12 protein-coding genes and 2 pseudogenes are annotated in these 17013 nt (G+C 38.7%); 7 read left to right on the top strand and 7 right to left on the bottom strand.

Annotated features, from left to right (window positions below; all coding sequences use genetic code 11):
• Positions 1-57: 57 nt before the first annotated feature.
• Positions 58-1266, top strand: coding sequence for an IS4-like element ISVsa5 family transposase (locus AC5LXI_RS14530; RefSeq protein ID WP_001352368.1), 1209 nt, complete (start codon positions 58-60; stop codon positions 1264-1266).
• Between the two features lie 15 nt (positions 1267-1281).
• Here the strand turns inward: AC5LXI_RS14530 and AC5LXI_RS14525 are convergent.
• Positions 1282-1401, bottom strand: a pseudogene (locus AC5LXI_RS14525) (LysR family transcriptional regulator); the annotation flags it as partial.
• A gap of 230 nt (positions 1402-1631) precedes the next feature.
• Positions 1632-2837 (bottom strand): sodium/glutamate symporter, encoded by a 1206-nt coding sequence (gene gltS / locus AC5LXI_RS14520; protein ID WP_000599533.1) that lies wholly within the window; start codon positions 2835-2837, stop codon positions 1632-1634.
• Between the two features lie 443 nt (positions 2838-3280).
• Here gltS and AC5LXI_RS14515 point away from each other — a divergent pair, with 443 nt between their 5' ends.
• The 3 genes from AC5LXI_RS14515 to AC5LXI_RS14505 are packed head-to-tail and all read left to right on the top strand — an operon-like array spanning position 3281 to position 4674.
• Positions 3281-3601, top strand: a complete 321-nt coding sequence (locus AC5LXI_RS14515) for an antibiotic biosynthesis monooxygenase family protein (RefSeq protein ID WP_000562370.1) — start codon at positions 3281-3283, stop codon at positions 3599-3601.
• Complete coding sequence (locus tag AC5LXI_RS14510) at positions 3594-3980, top strand: hypothetical protein (protein ID WP_000460651.1); 387 nt, start codon at positions 3594-3596, stop codon at positions 3978-3980. The genes AC5LXI_RS14515 and AC5LXI_RS14510 overlap by 8 nt, the downstream gene beginning before the upstream one ends.
• Before the next feature lie 7 nt (positions 3981-3987).
• On the top strand, positions 3988-4674 hold the full coding sequence (locus AC5LXI_RS14505; protein WP_001284954.1) for an ArsR/SmtB family transcription factor: 687 nt from the start codon (positions 3988-3990) through the stop codon (positions 4672-4674).
• Here AC5LXI_RS14505 and tetR(B) read toward each other — a convergent pair.
• Positions 4652-5275, bottom strand: a complete 624-nt coding sequence (gene tetR(B), locus AC5LXI_RS14500; RefSeq protein WP_000088605.1) for a tetracycline resistance transcriptional repressor TetR(B) — start codon at positions 5273-5275, stop codon at positions 4652-4654. The genes AC5LXI_RS14505 and tetR(B) overlap by 23 nt on opposite strands.
• Positions 5276-5356: 81 nt before the next feature.
• Here tetR(B) and tet(B) point away from each other — a divergent pair, with 81 nt between their 5' ends.
• Positions 5357-6562, top strand: a complete 1206-nt coding sequence (gene tet(B), locus AC5LXI_RS14495; RefSeq protein WP_001089072.1) for a tetracycline efflux MFS transporter Tet(B) — start codon at positions 5357-5359, stop codon at positions 6560-6562.
• Positions 6563-6674: 112 nt separating this feature from the next.
• Here tet(B) and tetC read toward each other — a convergent pair whose 3' ends face one another.
• On the bottom strand, positions 6675-7268 hold the full coding sequence (tetC, locus tag AC5LXI_RS14490; protein ID WP_000428546.1) for a tetracyline resistance-associated transcriptional repressor TetC: 594 nt from the start codon (positions 7266-7268) through the stop codon (positions 6675-6677).
• 87 nt (positions 7269-7355) lie between these two features.
• Here tetC and AC5LXI_RS14485 point away from each other — a divergent pair.
• Positions 7356-7751: pseudogene (locus AC5LXI_RS14485) on the top strand (helix-turn-helix domain-containing protein); the annotation flags it as partial.
• 30 nt (positions 7752-7781) lie between these two features.
• Here the strand turns inward: AC5LXI_RS14485 and AC5LXI_RS14480 are convergent.
• Both AC5LXI_RS14480 and AC5LXI_RS14475 read right to left on the bottom strand, forming a co-directional pair.
• Positions 7782-8990, bottom strand: coding sequence for an IS4-like element ISVsa5 family transposase (locus AC5LXI_RS14480; protein ID WP_001339197.1), 1209 nt, complete (start codon positions 8988-8990; stop codon positions 7782-7784).
• A 69-nt stretch (positions 8991-9059) separates the two neighbouring features.
• Positions 9060-11642: a DUF2339 domain-containing protein gene (locus tag AC5LXI_RS14475; protein ID WP_493442967.1), complete on the bottom strand. Its 2583-nt coding sequence runs from the start codon at positions 11640-11642 to the stop codon at positions 9060-9062.
• 337 nt (positions 11643-11979) lie between these two features.
• Between AC5LXI_RS14475 and purL the strand changes: the two genes are divergently transcribed.
• On the top strand, positions 11980-15882 hold the full coding sequence (gene purL, locus AC5LXI_RS14470; protein ID WP_493442966.1) for a phosphoribosylformylglycinamidine synthase: 3903 nt from the start codon (positions 11980-11982) through the stop codon (positions 15880-15882).
• Between the two features lie 57 nt (positions 15883-15939).
• Here purL and AC5LXI_RS14465 read toward each other — a convergent pair whose 3' ends face one another.
• Positions 15940-17010 (bottom strand): 3-deoxy-7-phosphoheptulonate synthase, encoded by a 1071-nt coding sequence (locus AC5LXI_RS14465; protein WP_493442965.1) that lies wholly within the window; start codon positions 17008-17010, stop codon positions 15940-15942.
• Between the last annotated feature and the right edge of the window lie 3 nt (positions 17011-17013).

Below are 17013 nucleotides of genomic sequence, written 5' to 3'. Positions count from 1 at the left end.
ACACATCTTGTCATATGATCAAATGGTTTCGCCAAAAATCAATAATCAGACAACAAAATGTGCGAACTCGATATTTTACACGACTCTCTTTACCAATTCTGCCCCGAATTACACTTAAAACGACTCAACAGCTTAACGTTGGCTTGCCACGCCTTACTTGACTGTAAAACTCTCACTCTTACCGAACTTGGCCGTAACCTGCCAACCAAAGCGAGAACAAAACATAACATCAAACGAATCGACCGATTGTTAGGTAATCGTCACCTCCACAAAGAGCGACTCGCTGTATACCGTTGGCATGCTAGCTTTATCTGTTCGGGCAATACGATGCCCATTGTACTTGTTGACTGGTCTGATATCCGTGAGCAAAAACGGCTTATGGTATTGCGAGCTTCAGTCGCACTACACGGTCGTTCTGTTACTCTTTATGAGAAAGCGTTCCCGCTTTCAGAGCAATGTTCAAAGAAAGCTCATGACCAATTTCTAGCCGACCTTGCGAGCATTCTACCGAGTAACACCACACCGCTCATTGTCAGTGATGCTGGCTTTAAAGTGCCATGGTATAAATCCGTTGAGAAGCTGGGTTGGTACTGGTTAAGTCGAGTAAGAGGAAAAGTACAATATGCAGACCTAGGAGCGGAAAACTGGAAACCTATCAGCAACTTACATGATATGTCATCTAGTCACTCAAAGACTTTAGGCTATAAGAGGCTGACTAAAAGCAATCCAATCTCATGCCAAATTCTATTGTATAAATCTCGCTCTAAAGGCCGAAAAAATCAGCGCTCGACACGGACTCATTGTCACCACCCGTCACCTAAAATCTACTCAGCGTCGGCAAAGGAGCCATGGATTCTAGCAACTAACTTACCTGTTGAAATTCGAACACCCAAACAACTTGTTAATATCTATTCGAAGCGAATGCAGATTGAAGAAACCTTCCGAGACTTGAAAAGTCCTGCCTACGGACTAGGCCTACGCCATAGCCGAACGAGCAGCTCAGAGCGTTTTGATATCATGCTGCTAATCGCCCTGATGCTTCAACTAACATGTTGGCTTGCGGGCGTTCATGCTCAGAAACAAGGTTGGGACAAGCACTTCCAGGCTAACACAGTCAGAAATCGAAACGTACTCTCAACAGTTCGCTTAGGCATGGAAGTTTTGCGGCATTCTGGCTACACAATAACAAGGGAAGACTCACTCGTGGCTGCAACCCTGCTTACTCAAAATCTATTCACACATGGTTACGTTTTGGGGAAATTATGAGGGGATCTCTCAGTGCTCAGCATGTTTGAGTGCTTTACTCGCCGCGGGTTGAGAAATATGTAAAACTTCAGCCGCACGCGTTAAGGAACCACAAGTCATTACAGCATAAAAGATATCGAGATGTCTTAATTTCATTCCATGTAGCCTACTGATTATTTATTTCTACGGACTATTCTAACGAATAAAGTATAAATAATCAGATATACTCGTCATAATTCAAATTTTGGTTTAGTTGTCACGAGAATTAATTCGTAAACGTGCAAGCTAAATAGATTGACTAGGGGAATATACGGGGTAAGAAAGCGGCTCGGCATACTGCCCTATAATAAATTGTTAGGAGAAGTACGCCGAGTAGTGTGTAGCTATTAGGTAAAGTATGTACCAATTTCAATAAATATTTTAATTAAGATACTGTTTGAAATATCAACAATAAAGGCACCGACCATAGGAACGACAAGGAAAGCTTTATGTGATGGTCCAAATGCTTTTGTGACTGTTTGCATATTCGCAATTGCTGTTGGTGTTGCTCCCATACCAAAGCCACAGTGACCCGCGCTGATCACGACAGCATCATAATCTTTGCCCATCATTTTGAAGGTGACAAAGCAGGCAAATAGCACCATGACAACAGTTTGTACAGCAATGATAATTAATACTGGCCCTGCCATGCTTGCCAATTGACCAAATTTTAATGACATTAACGCCATTGCCAAGAAAAGCGATAAAGCAACGCTACCTAATACATCGACGGTCGGCTCAAACACTTCGTGTTTAAATACATGAGTCAGTGTATTACGGATAATAATACCGACAAATAAACACCAGACAAAAGTAGGCAGTTGCAGAAAAGTATCTTTAAACAATGCACTGATATAGCCACCAACAACAATACAGATAATCAGCATTGAAATGGTTTCAATAACGTTATTTGCATTGATTTTTCTTTTGACGCTTGGTTGCTCAAAAGCTTCAACGATAGTGTCGCGCTCTTGCTCGGTTGTTTTAGGAATAGAGACCTTTTTCAAAAGATGACGGGCAACAGGGCCGCCAACTAAACCACCCAACACTAATCCAAGTGTTGCACAAGCCATCGCTAATTCAACGGCGCCTGTTACACCATATTTATCAGCGAGAATAGGGCCCCATGCTCCGGCATTACCATGACCACCTGTTAGAGTAATTGAACCTGCAATTAAGCCAATAAATGGACTTTCATTCATCATGACAGCCATACTCATGCCGACAGTATTTTGAATGGCGATTAGGATCGTTACTGCAATAGTTAATAGAACTAACGGCTTTCCTCCTTTAATCAGTCGAGAAAAGTCAGAACTTAGCCCGATAGAGGAAAAGAATGTGAGCATTAATAAACTTTGCAATGAAGCATCAAAAGTAAACGAATAACCTGATGTTTTATCAATAATTAACAGAACAATTGCAACAATAAAGCCACCAACGACGGCTTCTGGTATGTGGTTTTTTTGTAGGAACGGGGTAAATTTTACGACAAACATTCCTATGAGTAGCGCGATACATGCGACTAATAATGTATAACTGGCATCTAGGATCATTTTTTTACCTCTATTAGTTTACCAGAATTTTCACTATAACAATTTAACAATAGTGAAAAATGAAGTTACTTTGGTTAACTAATCTTTAACAATGAGTTTTATTAGGGTATCCATAACTTTTAGTTAATAGGGTCATAATTTTAGTGTGATCTTAATCATGAAATATTAAAAAGATTAAAATAACAACAATGGTATTTAATGATGGGTAAACCTAAATACCATGCGGGATCCGCACTATTTTCGGTGATAGCAAAAAATAAAAAAGTATAAATAATAAACAAAATTATAAGAGAAGGAGAACATGATAAGCGCAGGCCGAGCAATTTAAAGAAGTGTGATATACAACATAAAACAGCAGCATGACCTTTCTATATTTCGTTGCTTATCGAAGTGTTAATTTTCGGGTGGATTACTCTGTTTGTTGATTAATAACGGAGAAAAATATGATTGCTGTAATATTTGAGGTGCAAATACAACCCGACCAACAAACTCGCTATTTGACTTTAGCTGAGGAGTTAAGACCACTATTAAGTCATGTAGCTGGTTTTATTTCAATTGAACGTTTTCAAAGTCTAGCTACAGAAGGAAAAATGTTATCGCTATCTTGGTGGGAAAACGAATACGCAGTTCTGCAATGGAAAAATCATGTTTTACATGCGAAAGCTCAACAAGAAGGGCGAGAGTCAATATTTGATTTTTACAAAATTAGTATTGCTCATATTACTCGCGAATATTCATTTAAAAAGGACAAGGATAATGTTTGATGTTCACGTTGTTTTAGATAATCAAATAGGACAATTAGCATTACTAGGAAAAACATTAGGTAATAAAGGTATTGGATTGGAAGGGGGAGGGATATTTACGGTTGGTGATGAATGCCATGCTCATTTTCTTGTTGAACAAGGAAAGGAAGCTAAAATAGCGCTAGAGCAAGCTGGACTGTTAGTACTTGCGATCCGGACACCATTAATTCGTAAGTTAAAACAGGAAAAACCGGGGGAACTTGGCGAAATAGCACGAGTATTGGCGGAGAATAACATTAATATTTTAGTGCAATACAGTGACCATGCTAACCAACTGATATTAATAACGGACAATGATAGTATGGCTGCATCTGTTACGCTCCCTTGGGCAATAAAGTGAACTTGCGATGGCTAATTTAATACGAAAAGAGGTTACCTTTGAGTCCTCAATAGCCGCGATAGGGGCGGCTATGTCTGACATTTCACGAGTTAAAATACTCAGTGCTTTGATGGATGGGCGAGCTTGGACGGCCACTGAGCTAAGTTCTGTGGCGAATATATCAGCTTCAACGGCGAGCAGTCATTTATCTAAATTATTAGATTGCCAGCTAATCACAGTAGTAGCTCAAGGCAAGCATCGTTATTTTCGGCTAGCAGGAAAAGATATTGCTGAATTGATGGAAAGTATGATGGGGATCTCCTTAAACCATGGCGTACATGCCAAAGTTTCCACGCCAGTGCATTTACGAAAAGCACGTACTTGCTATGATCATTTAGCTGGCGAAGTTGCCGTTAAGATCTATGATTCCCTTTGTCAACAGCAATGGATCACTGAAAATGGTTCAATGATCACATTAAGTGGTATTCAATATTTTCATGAAATGGGAATTGACGTTCCTTCCAAACATTCACGTAAAATCTGTTGTGCGTGTTTAGATTGGAGTGAACGCCGTTTCCATTTAGGTGGGTACGTTGGAGCCGCATTATTTTCGCTTTATGAATCTAAAGGGTGGTTAACTCGACATCTTGGTTACCGTGAAGTTACCATCACGGAAAAAGGTTATGCTGCTTTTAAGACCCACTTTCACATTTAAGTTGTTTTTCTAATCCGCATATGATCAATTCAAGGCCGAATAAGAAGGCTGGCTCTGCACCTTGGTGATCAAATAATTCGATAGCTTGTCGTAATAATGGCGGCATACTATCAGTAGTAGGTGTTTCCCTTTCTTCTTTAGCGACTTGATGCTCTTGATCTTCCAATACGCAACCTAAAGTAAAATGCCCCACAGCGCTGAGTGCATATAATGCATTCTCTAGTGAAAAACCTTGTTGGCATAAAAAGGCTAATTGATTTTCGAGAGTTTCATACTGTTTTTCTGTAGGCCGTGTACCTAAATGTACTTTTGCTCCATCGCGATGACTTAGTAAAGCACATCTAAAACTTTTAGCGTTATTACGTAAAAAATCTTGCCAGCTTTCCCCTTCTAAAGGGCAAAAGTGAGTATGGTGCCTATCTAACATCTCAATGGCTAAGGCGTCGAGCAAAGCCCGCTTATTTTTTACATGCCAATACAATGTAGGCTGCTCTACACCTAGCTTCTGGGCGAGTTTACGGGTTGTTAAACCTTCGATTCCGACCTCATTAAGCAGCTCTAATGCGCTGTTAATCACTTTACTTTTATCTAATCTAGACATCATTAATTCCTAATTTTTGTTGACACTCTATCATTGATAGAGTTATTTTACCACTCCCTATCAGTAATAGAGAAAAGTGAAATGAATAGTTCGACAAAGATCGCATTGGTAATTACGTTACTCGATGCCATGGGGATTGGCCTTATCATGCCAGTCTTGCCAACGTTATTACGTGAATTTATTGCTTCGGAAGATATCGCTAACCACTTTGGCGTATTGCTTGCACTTTATGCGTTAATGCAGGTTATCTTTGCTCCTTGGCTTGGAAAAATGTCTGACCGATTTGGTCGGCGCCCAGTGCTGTTGTTGTCATTAATAGGCGCATCGCTGGATTACTTATTGCTGGCTTTTTCAAGTGCGCTTTGGATGCTGTATTTAGGCCGTTTGCTTTCAGGGATCACAGGAGCTACTGGGGCTGTCGCGGCATCGGTCATTGCCGATACCACCTCAGCTTCTCAACGCGTGAAGTGGTTCGGTTGGTTAGGGGCAAGTTTTGGGCTTGGTTTAATAGCGGGGCCTATTATTGGTGGTTTTGCAGGAGAGATTTCACCGCATAGTCCCTTTTTTATCGCTGCGTTGCTAAATATTGTCACTTTCCTTGTGGTTATGTTTTGGTTCCGTGAAACCAAAAATACACGTGATAATACAGATACCGAAGTAGGGGTTGAGACGCAATCGAATTCGGTATACATCACTTTATTTAAAACGATGCCCATTTTGTTGATTATTTATTTTTCAGCGCAATTGATAGGCCAAATTCCCGCAACGGTGTGGGTGCTATTTACCGAAAATCGTTTTGGATGGAATAGCATGATGGTTGGCTTTTCATTAGCGGGTCTTGGTCTTTTACACTCAGTATTCCAAGCCTTTGTGGCAGGAAGAATAGCCACTAAATGGGGCGAAAAAACGGCAGTACTGCTCGGATTTATTGCAGATAGTAGTGCATTTGCCTTTTTAGCGTTTATATCTGAAGGTTGGTTAGTTTTCCCTGTTTTAATTTTATTGGCTGGTGGTGGGATCGCTTTACCTGCATTACAGGGAGTGATGTCTATCCAAACAAAGAGTCATCAGCAAGGTGCTTTACAGGGATTATTGGTGAGCCTTACCAATGCAACCGGTGTTATTGGCCCATTACTGTTTGCTGTTATTTATAATCATTCACTACCAATTTGGGATGGCTGGATTTGGATTATTGGTTTAGCGTTTTACTGTATTATTATCCTGCTATCGATGACCTTCATGTTAACCCCTCAAGCTCAGGGGAGTAAACAGGAGACAAGTGCTTAGTTATTTCGTCACCAAATGATGTTATTCCGCGAAATATAATGACCCTCTTGATAACCCAAGAGGGCATTTTTTACGATAAAGAAGATTTAGCTTCAAATAAAACCTATCTATTTTATTTATCTTTCAAGCTCAATAAAAAGCCGCGGTAAATAGCAATAAATTGGCCTTTTTTATCGGCAAGCTCTTTTAGGTTTTTCGCATGTATTGCGATATGCATAAACCAGCCATTGAGTAAGTTTTTAAGCACATCATCATCATAAGCTTTAAGTTGGTTCTCTTGGATCAATTTGCTGACAATGGCGTTTACCTTACCAGTAATGTATTCAAGGCTAATTTTTTCAAGTTCATTCCAACCAATGATAGGCATCACTTCTTGGATAGGGATAAGGTTTTTATTATTATCAATAATATAATCAAGATAATGTTCAAATATACTTTCTAAGGCAGACCAACCATTTGTTAAATCAGTTTTTGTTGTGATGTAGGCATCAATCATAATTAATTGCTGCTTATAACAGGCACTGAGTAATTGTTTTTTATTTTTAAAGTGATGATAAAAGGCACCTTTGGTCACCAACGCTTTTCCCGAGATCTCATCTATTGAAACAGCTTGATAGCCTTTTTCAACAAACAATATTCGTGCTGAGTTAACCAGTGATTGATAGGTACTCTTAAAATTTTCTTGTTGATGATTTTTATTTTCCATGATAGATTTAAAATAACATACCGTCAGTATGTTTATGGTATCATGATGATGTGGTCGTGACAATCTTAAGAACATTTAGGTTATTTTATGTATATTGAACAGCATTCTCGCTATCAAAATAAAGCTAATAACATCCAATTAAGATATGATGATAAGCAGTTTCATACAACGGTTATCAAAGATGTTCTATTATGGATTGAACATAATTTAGATCAGTCTTTACTGCTTGATGATGTGGCGAATAAAGCGGGTTATACCAAGTGGTATTTTCAGCGGCTGTTCAAAAAAGTAACAGGGGTCACACTGGCTAGCTATATTCGTGCTCGTCGTTTGACGAAAGCGGCTGTTGAGTTGAGGTTGACGAAAAAAACTATCCTTGAGATCGCATTAAAATATCAATTTGATTCCCAACAATCTTTTACACGTCGATTTAAGTACATTTTTAAGGTTACACCAAGTTATTATCGGCGTAATAAATTATGGGAATTGGAGGCAATGCACTGAGAGATCCCCTCATAATTTCCCCAAAGCGTAACCATGTGTGAATAAATTTTGAGCTAGTAGGGTTGCAGCCACGAGTAAGTCTTCCCTTGTTATTGTGTAGCCAGAATGCCGCAAAACTTCCATGCCTAAGCGAACTGTTGAGAGTACGTTTCGATTTCTGACTGTGTTAGCCTGGAAGTGCTTGTCCCAACCTTGTTTCTGAGCATGAACGCCCGCAAGCCAACATGTTAGTTGAAGCATCAGGGCGATTAGCAGCATGATATCAAAACGCTCTGAGCTGCTCGTTCGGCTATGGCGTAGGCCTAGTCCGTAGGCAGGACTTTTCAAGTCTCGGAAGGTTTCTTCAATCTGCATTCGCTTCGAATAGATATTAACAAGTTGTTTGGGTGTTCGAATTTCAACAGGTAAGTTAGTTGCTAGAACCCATGGCTCCTTTGCCGACGCTGAGTAGATTTTAGGTGACGGGTGGTGACAATGAGTCCGTGTCGAGCGCTGATTTTTTCGGCCTTTAGAGCGAGATTTATACAATAGAATTTGGCATGAGATTGGATTGCTTTTAGTCAGCCTCTTATAGCCTAAAGTCTTTGAGTGACTAGATGACATATCATGTAAGTTGCTGATAGGTTTCCAGTTTTCCGCTCCTAGGTCTGCATATTGTACTTTTCCTCTTACTCGACTTAACCAGTACCAACCCAGCTTCTCAACGGATTTATACCATGGCACTTTAAAGCCAGCATCACTGACAATGAGCGGTGTGGTGTTACTCGGTAGAATGCTCGCAAGGTCGGCTAGAAATTGGTCATGAGCTTTCTTTGAACATTGCTCTGAAAGCGGGAACGCTTTCTCATAAAGAGTAACAGAACGACCGTGTAGTGCGACTGAAGCTCGCAATACCATAAGTCGTTTTTGCTCACGAATATCAGACCAGTCAACAAGTACAATGGGCATCGTATTGCCCGAACAGATAAAGCTAGCATGCCAACGGTATACAGCGAGTCGCTCTTTGTGGAGGTGACGATTACCTAACAATCGGTCGATTCGTTTGATGTTATGTTTTGTTCTCGCTTTGGTTGGCAGGTTACGGCCAAGTTCGGTAAGAGTGAGAGTTTTACAGTCAAGTAATGCGTGGCAAGCCAACGTTAAGCTGTTGAGTCGTTTTAAGTGTAATTCGGGGCAGAATTGGTAAAGAGAGTCGTGTAAAATATCGAGTTCGCACATCTTGTTGTCTGATTATTGATTTTTCGCGAAACCATTTGATCATATGACAAGATGTGTATCCACCTTAACTTAATGATTTTTACCAAAATCATTAGGGGATTCATCAGCGCAAAGCATGATTAAGCTAAAAATAGCACTTTCTTCAAGTGGATTAACAATTGGTATATAAGGCCAATAGATAATTTGTCCACTCATACCAAGTCCTACAATTAAATAAAATGCCATATAACTAATAAGTGGGAGCAAACCTATAGACCAATAACTTTTTATCAATGATAATGAAGTAATATATCGGCGCTTAATAAGAATATACAATAGTAAAGTGATACCGCTTGCAATAGTTGCCAATAAACTCCATTTTATTACCTCATATCCCCATGATAAGATATCAAATACATGGAATATTTCTCTAGCTAACCAGATCAGTAACAGCCAAAATAGACTAATATGTAATAAAATTAATTTGTTATTTATACTGGTATTACTATTTATTTTACTATCCTGGATTTTATATAGATAGATATAACCACTTATGAAGGCTGCGATCCATGCTAGATTGCTAGGCCAATAGCTAGAAAAATAGTAATAGGAAACTGCATGGCTTTTTAACAAACTTATTGCCAGTACCGCCCAAAGTAATACCATTCCATGACAGATGATATTCCAATTAATCTTTTTACCAATGAAATACCATAACCAAAAGGAAACAGTAAAACATAATAAAATTAATGGTATTTGTAAAATAATTTGCTGTAAAAATAGCGGGATGGTTAATAAAATCCACAATATCCAAACAACGACAGCTATAGATAAGCAAAAAGATTTGATTAATTTTGTTACTTCGGTTTTTTGTCCATATTGGTGCCATAAACAAGCATTAACTAATAAAATAATGCTACTAATTCCTAAAAGCGAAGTGTAAAGTGTAGGAGTTAGTTGATTGTTTTCTAACGATATTGCCGCAGATATAATCCCTAATGACATGATTAAGGTGCCTGATAGCGCTGTACGGTAGTATTTTTGAGAGAGCATAATCCATGTAATAGCGGTTCCTTCAAACATCCACAATGTAGCAGTCCAATTGGCACTAAGTGCAAGCGGAATAGATAATGTGATAAATGAAACACCAATAGCAAGCCAATATAACGATAGTGTTTTCGCTAATGATTTCCACAAATGGAAAATAATAAAGGCACCACCAAGATAGAATAATCCAAAGCCTAGTGATGAAAATGCTGGACCAAATTCCCATTGCTGGGTAATAGCATATTGCAATCCAAATCCGCATAAAGGGGCGCCAAACAGTAATAACAAATCAATAATATTCTGGTATTTCTCTTTATTATGGATACTTCGGATTGATAACAATACCGCTAATACACCGTAAATTACTAAATTACCAAGTATAAAGATTTGACATTCTTTATAAAATTCTGGCGTAAAACTCTGTATTCCCCAAACTAGCGATACAACAAAAGTAAAAGTAAATCCTATTAGATTAAGAATTCGCCAAGATTGTGTGATACTGATTATCAAGATTGCGGTTGAAATCATTAAATAATAACTAAATAACGCAACATGATTACCAGAACCATCGGATAGTAAAATTGGTGTTACATAGCCACCAACGCAGGCAATGATTGCCAAACTTATGGCTCTTTGCAAAATAGAAAATAAAATACTGGAAGAACATATCACAACTAAAATAGCAAAGGTGATTAATGCTGGGATTAACTCATATAACTTGAAGGCAGCAAAAATGGTCAGATATAAAATTGCTATTGCACCACCTTGTAATATAAGGGCATAAATTTGACGTTTGAGGCGTAATTTCCAACCAATAGCTAGTAAACTAATTCCTAATATAAGTGCACTTAAAATTCTAACTTCAGGTGAAAGATAATGGCGCTGATGTTCAATCCCGTATTTAAATAGATAAGTCAGCCCCAAAAATAGAATTATGATAGCAATTTTAGTGATAATATTGACTTTAATTAACCAATTAAACAAACTGTAACCGATATTAGTTTCATTGCTACGAGTATATTTATGGTATGATTCAAACGGGTCGGATGAAGCTTGTTTAATCTCAGGTTGGTTATCCGGTTCGGTGTTTTGTGCTGAGAATGCTTGCTCAATAATTGTTAGGGTTTCGACTTTTGCTTCATCATGTTCAACACTTAATGGGCTTTCAACTATCGATTCAAAATCAGATTGCCCAGTAGTATCAGGTAAAACGGGTTCATTTTGCTCATTAAGTGCCAAGTTTGAAAATGTTTCTTGTTGATGGGATGGTTTTAACGGTTGTATTATCTCTAATTCTGCCGTTACTGATTCTGAACTATTTTCTTCTATTTCATCAGAATGCATGTTAACTGTTGATTGAACCATTTCTTGCTCAATCTCAATAAAATTAGTTTCATTTTGAGGGATAGAAGGGGTATTGAGTACGGATTCTTCTTGGGTCGTATCGTTTTCTTTCTCTACATGCGTTTTATCAGATTGATAAAGCTGCTGTGTAAATGATAAGAGCTGTTGTTGCAATTCTGTTAATTGGCTCTGTAAGGCCGTTATTTGTTGCTTCAAATTAGCAAAATTAGCAAATACTGCAATAAACAGAACGATAATGAGGAAATAAAAAAAGAATTCCACTCTACTTTCCTTATACTTCTAAAAAATACTTATTGCTTTTATATTTTCTAAAATATGTACATATATTTATTTTTTAAGTTGCAGTAAAGCAATATTTATTCGATAAATCAATTATTTTTTTGAATTTGACAAGATGTTCCCATCACAAATTCGTTTTTTTAAATAGTAATCAAAGCGCTAAATTACAGTATAATTGCGGAATTTAGTGTCCAAAAACCCCGTTCCTCAACTTTTTTTATTGAATGATTTGATAATTTTTAAGATAGCCTCTTTAATGACTTTCTTTTATAATGTTGCTCTATTTTTTTCCTATTTTGGCTTAAAAAGAGTACTTAGCATGAAAATTTTAGCTGGTTCTTCTGCTCTATCTACATTTCGTATTAATAAAATCTTATCCTCATGTCGTGAACAATCTATCCCAGTTATCAATATTGAAGCACAATTCGTTCATTTTATTGATTTAACCAATGAATTGACTTGTGAACAACAATTAACTTTGGACAAGCTATTGCAATATGGCCCTAAAAGTTCGCAGATAGAGGTAGAAAATTTAGCGAGTAAAATACTCTTTTTAGTTACCCCTCGTGAAGGCACTATTTCACCATGGTCATCAAAAGCCACTGATATTGCACATAATTGTGGACTATCACAAATTCGTCGAATAGAGCGTGGTATTGCTTATTATGTGCAAGTTAGTTCACCTTTAACAGCCATACAACAAAATAGCTTTTTTGCATTAATTCATGATCGAATGATGGAAATGGTGTTAAGTAGCTTTGAACAAGTTCAGCAATTATTTAAGACTGAACAACCTAAACCAGTAAGCACAATTGATTTATTAGGTCAAGGTCGCCAAGCTTTACAAGAAGCTAACATCAAATTAGGTTTAGCTTTAGCATCGGATGAAATTGACTATTTGGTTGAGAGTTTTCAAAAATTGAACCGTAACCCAACCGATATTGAACTTTATATGTTTAGTCAAGCAAACTCTGAACACTGTCGTCATAAAATATTTAATGCTGATTGGATTATTGATGGTGTTAAACAGCCAAAATCATTATTTAAAATGATCAAAAATACTTTTGAACATACGCCAGATTATGTGTCATCCGCTTATAAAGATAATGCCGCGGTAATGGATGGATCTAAAGTTGGGCGATTTTTTGCTGATTATGAGAATCGAACTTACAATTATCATCAGGAATATGCTGATATTTTAATGAAGGTTGAAACGCATAATCATCCAACAGCAATATCTCCTTGGCCGGGTGCGGCAACTGGTAGTGGTGGTGAAATTCGTGATGAGGGAGCGACCGGAAAAGGTGCCAAACCCAAAGCAGGATTAGTAGGTTTTTCGGTTTCGAATCTGCGTATTCCTAATTTTGAGCAACCTTGGGAACAAGATTTTGGTAAACCCGATCGAATTGTTAGCGCCTTCGATATTATGATGGATGGACCTTTAGGTGGCGCGGCTTTTAACAATGAATTTGGTCGCCCAGCATTATTAGGTTATTTCCGTACTTATGAAGAGAAAGTTAATAGCTTTAATGGCGAAGAAGTCAGAGGCTATCATAAACCGATTATGTTAGCCGGTGGTATGGGAAATATTCGTCGAGAACACATTCAAAAAGGTGGATTTCCGATCGGCTCCAAATTAATTGTATTAGGTGGGCCTGCCATGAATATTGGTCTAGGTGGTGGTGCGGCCTCATCTATGACATCAGGACAATCAGATGCTGATCTTGATTTTGCTTCAGTTCAACGTGATAACCCAGAAATGGAACGTCGTTGTCAAGAAGTAATCGATCGTTGTTGGCAACTTGGTGATAAAAACCCAATCTTATTTATCCATGATGTGGGCGCAGGTGGTTTGTCTAATGCTATGCCAGAGCTGGTTAGTGATGGTGGCTGTGGTGGTCAGTTTGAATTGCGTAAAATATTAAGTGATGAACAAGGCATGTCACCATTAGAAATTTGGTGCAATGAATCACAAGAGCGTTATGTGCTAGCGATTCATCCGCAAAGCCTAGCGTTATTTGATGAACTTTGTAAGCGTGAACGTACACCTTATGCTGTTATTGGCGAAGCCACAATAAATAAAGCGGTAGTGTTACATGATGAACATTTCAACAATAATCCGATAGATTTACCGTTAGATGTGTTATTGGGCAAAACCCCTAAAATGTTACGAGACGTCAAATCTAGCCAAGCACAAGGGGATCATTTTTCAACAGCGGATATCAATTTATATGATGCTGTAAAACGGGTACTACATTTGCCAGTTGTGGCGGAAAAAACCTTTTTAATTACCATTGGTGACCGTTCAGTAACTGGTATGGTCGCCCGTGATCAAATGGTTGGACCTTGGCAAGTGCCGGTGGCCGATTGTGCGGTGACAACAGCAAGCTTAGATAGTTATTATGGTGAAGCAATGTCAATGGGGGAACGTGCGCCGGTAGCTTTGCTTAATTCTGCGGCATCAGCACGTTTAGCTGTGGGTGAAGCAATTACTAATATTGCCGCGACAAACATTGGTGATATTAAACGTATTAAACTTTCGGCTAACTGGATGGCTGCCGCCGGTCACCCTGGTGAGGATGCCGGTCTTTATCAAGCGGTTAAAGCCATTGGCGAAGAGTTATGCCCGGCTTTGGGACTGGCTATTCCAGTCGGTAAAGATTCCATGTCTATGAAAACAACATGGCAACAAGATGGTGAACAAAAAACGGTAACTTCACCGTTATCGTTAGTGATTTCTGCATTTGCGCGTGTCGAAGATGTACGTAAAACTGTTACACCGCAGCTTTCTATCGATGAAGATAATCTATTATTATTTGTTGATTTATCCAGAGGTCATCAATCACTAGGGGCAACAGCATTAGCTCAGGTTTATCGTCATCTAGGACAAAGAACCGCGGATGTTCATGATGCTAAAGAGTTAGCGAATTTTTATCAAGCTATCCAAGCGTTAGTCGCTCAAAAAAGCTTACTGGCTTATCATGACCGTTCAGATGGTGGCTTATTGGTTACATTGGCAGAAATGGCATTTGCAGGACATTGTGGTATTGATGTTGATATTCACCCACTTGGTAGTGATGTTATTGCATCGCTATTCAATGAAGAACTCGGCGCAGTTATTCAAATTTGCGGCAGTGAGCTAGACAAAGTCATGACCTGTTTTAACCAGTTTGGGCTTTCGCATGTGGTTCACACACTAGGTAAAGCTAAAGTCGGACAGCAATTTATTGTACGCAATAATACTGCTGTGGTATATAGCGAATCGCGTCTAACCTTAAGAACATGGTGGGCCGAAACCACATGGCAAATGCAACGTTTACGCGATAATCCAGCATGTGCTGATCAAGAGCATCAACTCAAACAAAATGATGATGATCCGGGCTTGAATGTCAAACTTACTTTTGATCCAGCGCAAGACATTGCTGCACCTTATATCGTCAAAGGAGTGAAACCGAAAGCAGCAATTCTACGCGAACAAGGCGTGAACTCACATATTGAAATGGCAGCTGCATTTGCTCGCGCTGGCTTTGAATCAGTTGATGTCCATATGACGGATTTATTATCTGGCCAAATAACCTTGAGTCAGTTTAATACACTTGTTGCTTGCGGTGGTTTTTCGTATGGTGATGTATTAGGGGCAGGTGAAGGCTGGGCTAAGTCTATTTTATTTAATGAACAAGTTCGCCATGAGTTTGAACAGTTTTTCCATCGTAATGATACTTTGTCATTAGGGGTCTGTAACGGTTGCCAGATGATGTCGAATCTAAAAGATCTGATACCGGGGGCTGAGTTATGGCCGCGTTTTGTACGCAACGTATCGGAACGTTTTGAGGCACGTTTCAGTTTAGTTCAAATTCAATCTAGTCCGTCATTACTGTTTACCGATATGGCTGGTTCGCATATGCCGATTGCGGTTTCACATGGTGAAGGTCAAGCCGAAACCCGCGATTTAGATCATTTGACTCGTTTAGAAGCTTCTGGCTTGGTTGCAGTTCGATATATTGACCATTTTGGTAAAGTGACAGAGCAGTACCCGGCAAATCCAAATGGTTCACCAAATGGGATTACCGCAGTAACCTCAAGTGATGGTCGAGCAACGATTATGATGCCGCACCCAGAGCGAGTATTTAGAACAGTAACTAATTCGTGGCATCCTGATAATTGGGGTGAAGATAGTCCGTGGATGCGTATTTTCCGTAATGCTCGTAAGCAACTTGGTTAGTAAAAAAATCGCCGACTATTGTCGGCGATTTATAAACATAATTTCAGCTTTAACCGTTTACTTTTTCCTACTCTGTAACGGCTGTGCTAAATCATTATTCATTCTTCGCAATAATTGCTCAGTTGTTTCAAAGTTAATGCAAGCGTCAGTAACGGATACCCCATATTTGAAATTTTCTTTTGGTTGTTCGGAGGGTTGATTGCCTTCAGATAAATTACTTTCTATCATGACACCGATGATTGAATTATTGCCTTGCTTAATTTGCTCAATAATTGAGTCAGCAACAATTGGTTGATTACGATAATCTTTGTTTGAATTGGCATGACTACAATCTATCATTAGGTTAGGTACTAATTTTGCCTTATTCATTTGCAGTTCGCATAATGCAACATTTTCAGCATCAAAATTAGGTGCTTTTCCACCTCTTAGGATTACGTGACCGTGCGGGTTGCCTAAGGTTTGTAATACGGTAACTTGCCCTTGCTGATTAATACCCACAAATCGATGAGCCATAGAAGCTGATTTCATGGCATTAATCGCCACATCCAAACTGCCATCTGTACCATTTTTAAAGCCAACTGGCATTGATAACCCCGACGCCATTTCCCGGTGGGTTTGTGATTCAGTGGTTCTGGCTCCAATAGCCGACCAGCTGATTAAATCACCAAGGTATTGAGGTGTATTTGGGTCTAATGCTTCGGTCGCAATGGGTAATCCGATCTTAGTGATATCAAGAAGTAATTTACGAGCTTTTTTCAGACCATGTTCAATATCAAACGAGCTGTCCATATGTGGGTCATTGATCATACCTTTCCAACCAACCGTAGTTCTCGGTTTTTCAAAATAGACACGCATTACAATAAATAAGTTATCTTTTACTTCATCAGATAGTTTTTTTAGTTTGTGCGCATATTCAATCGCTGCTTTAGTATCATGAATAGAACAAGGTCCGCAAACAATCAGTAAACGATGATCACGACGTTCTAAAATATCAACAATGGTTTGTCTGGAAGAGGCAATTTGGTTTTCTAATTCAAATGATAATGGATAAAGATTTTTAATTTCTTCCGGTGTAACTAACATGTGCTCATCTCTTATTCGAACATTATTTAGTGTGTCTTTTAACATTTT

The sequence above is a fragment of the Gilliamella sp. LMG 34361 genome (assembly GCF_984569075.1).
This window is presented reverse-complemented; position numbering and strand designations above follow the sequence as displayed.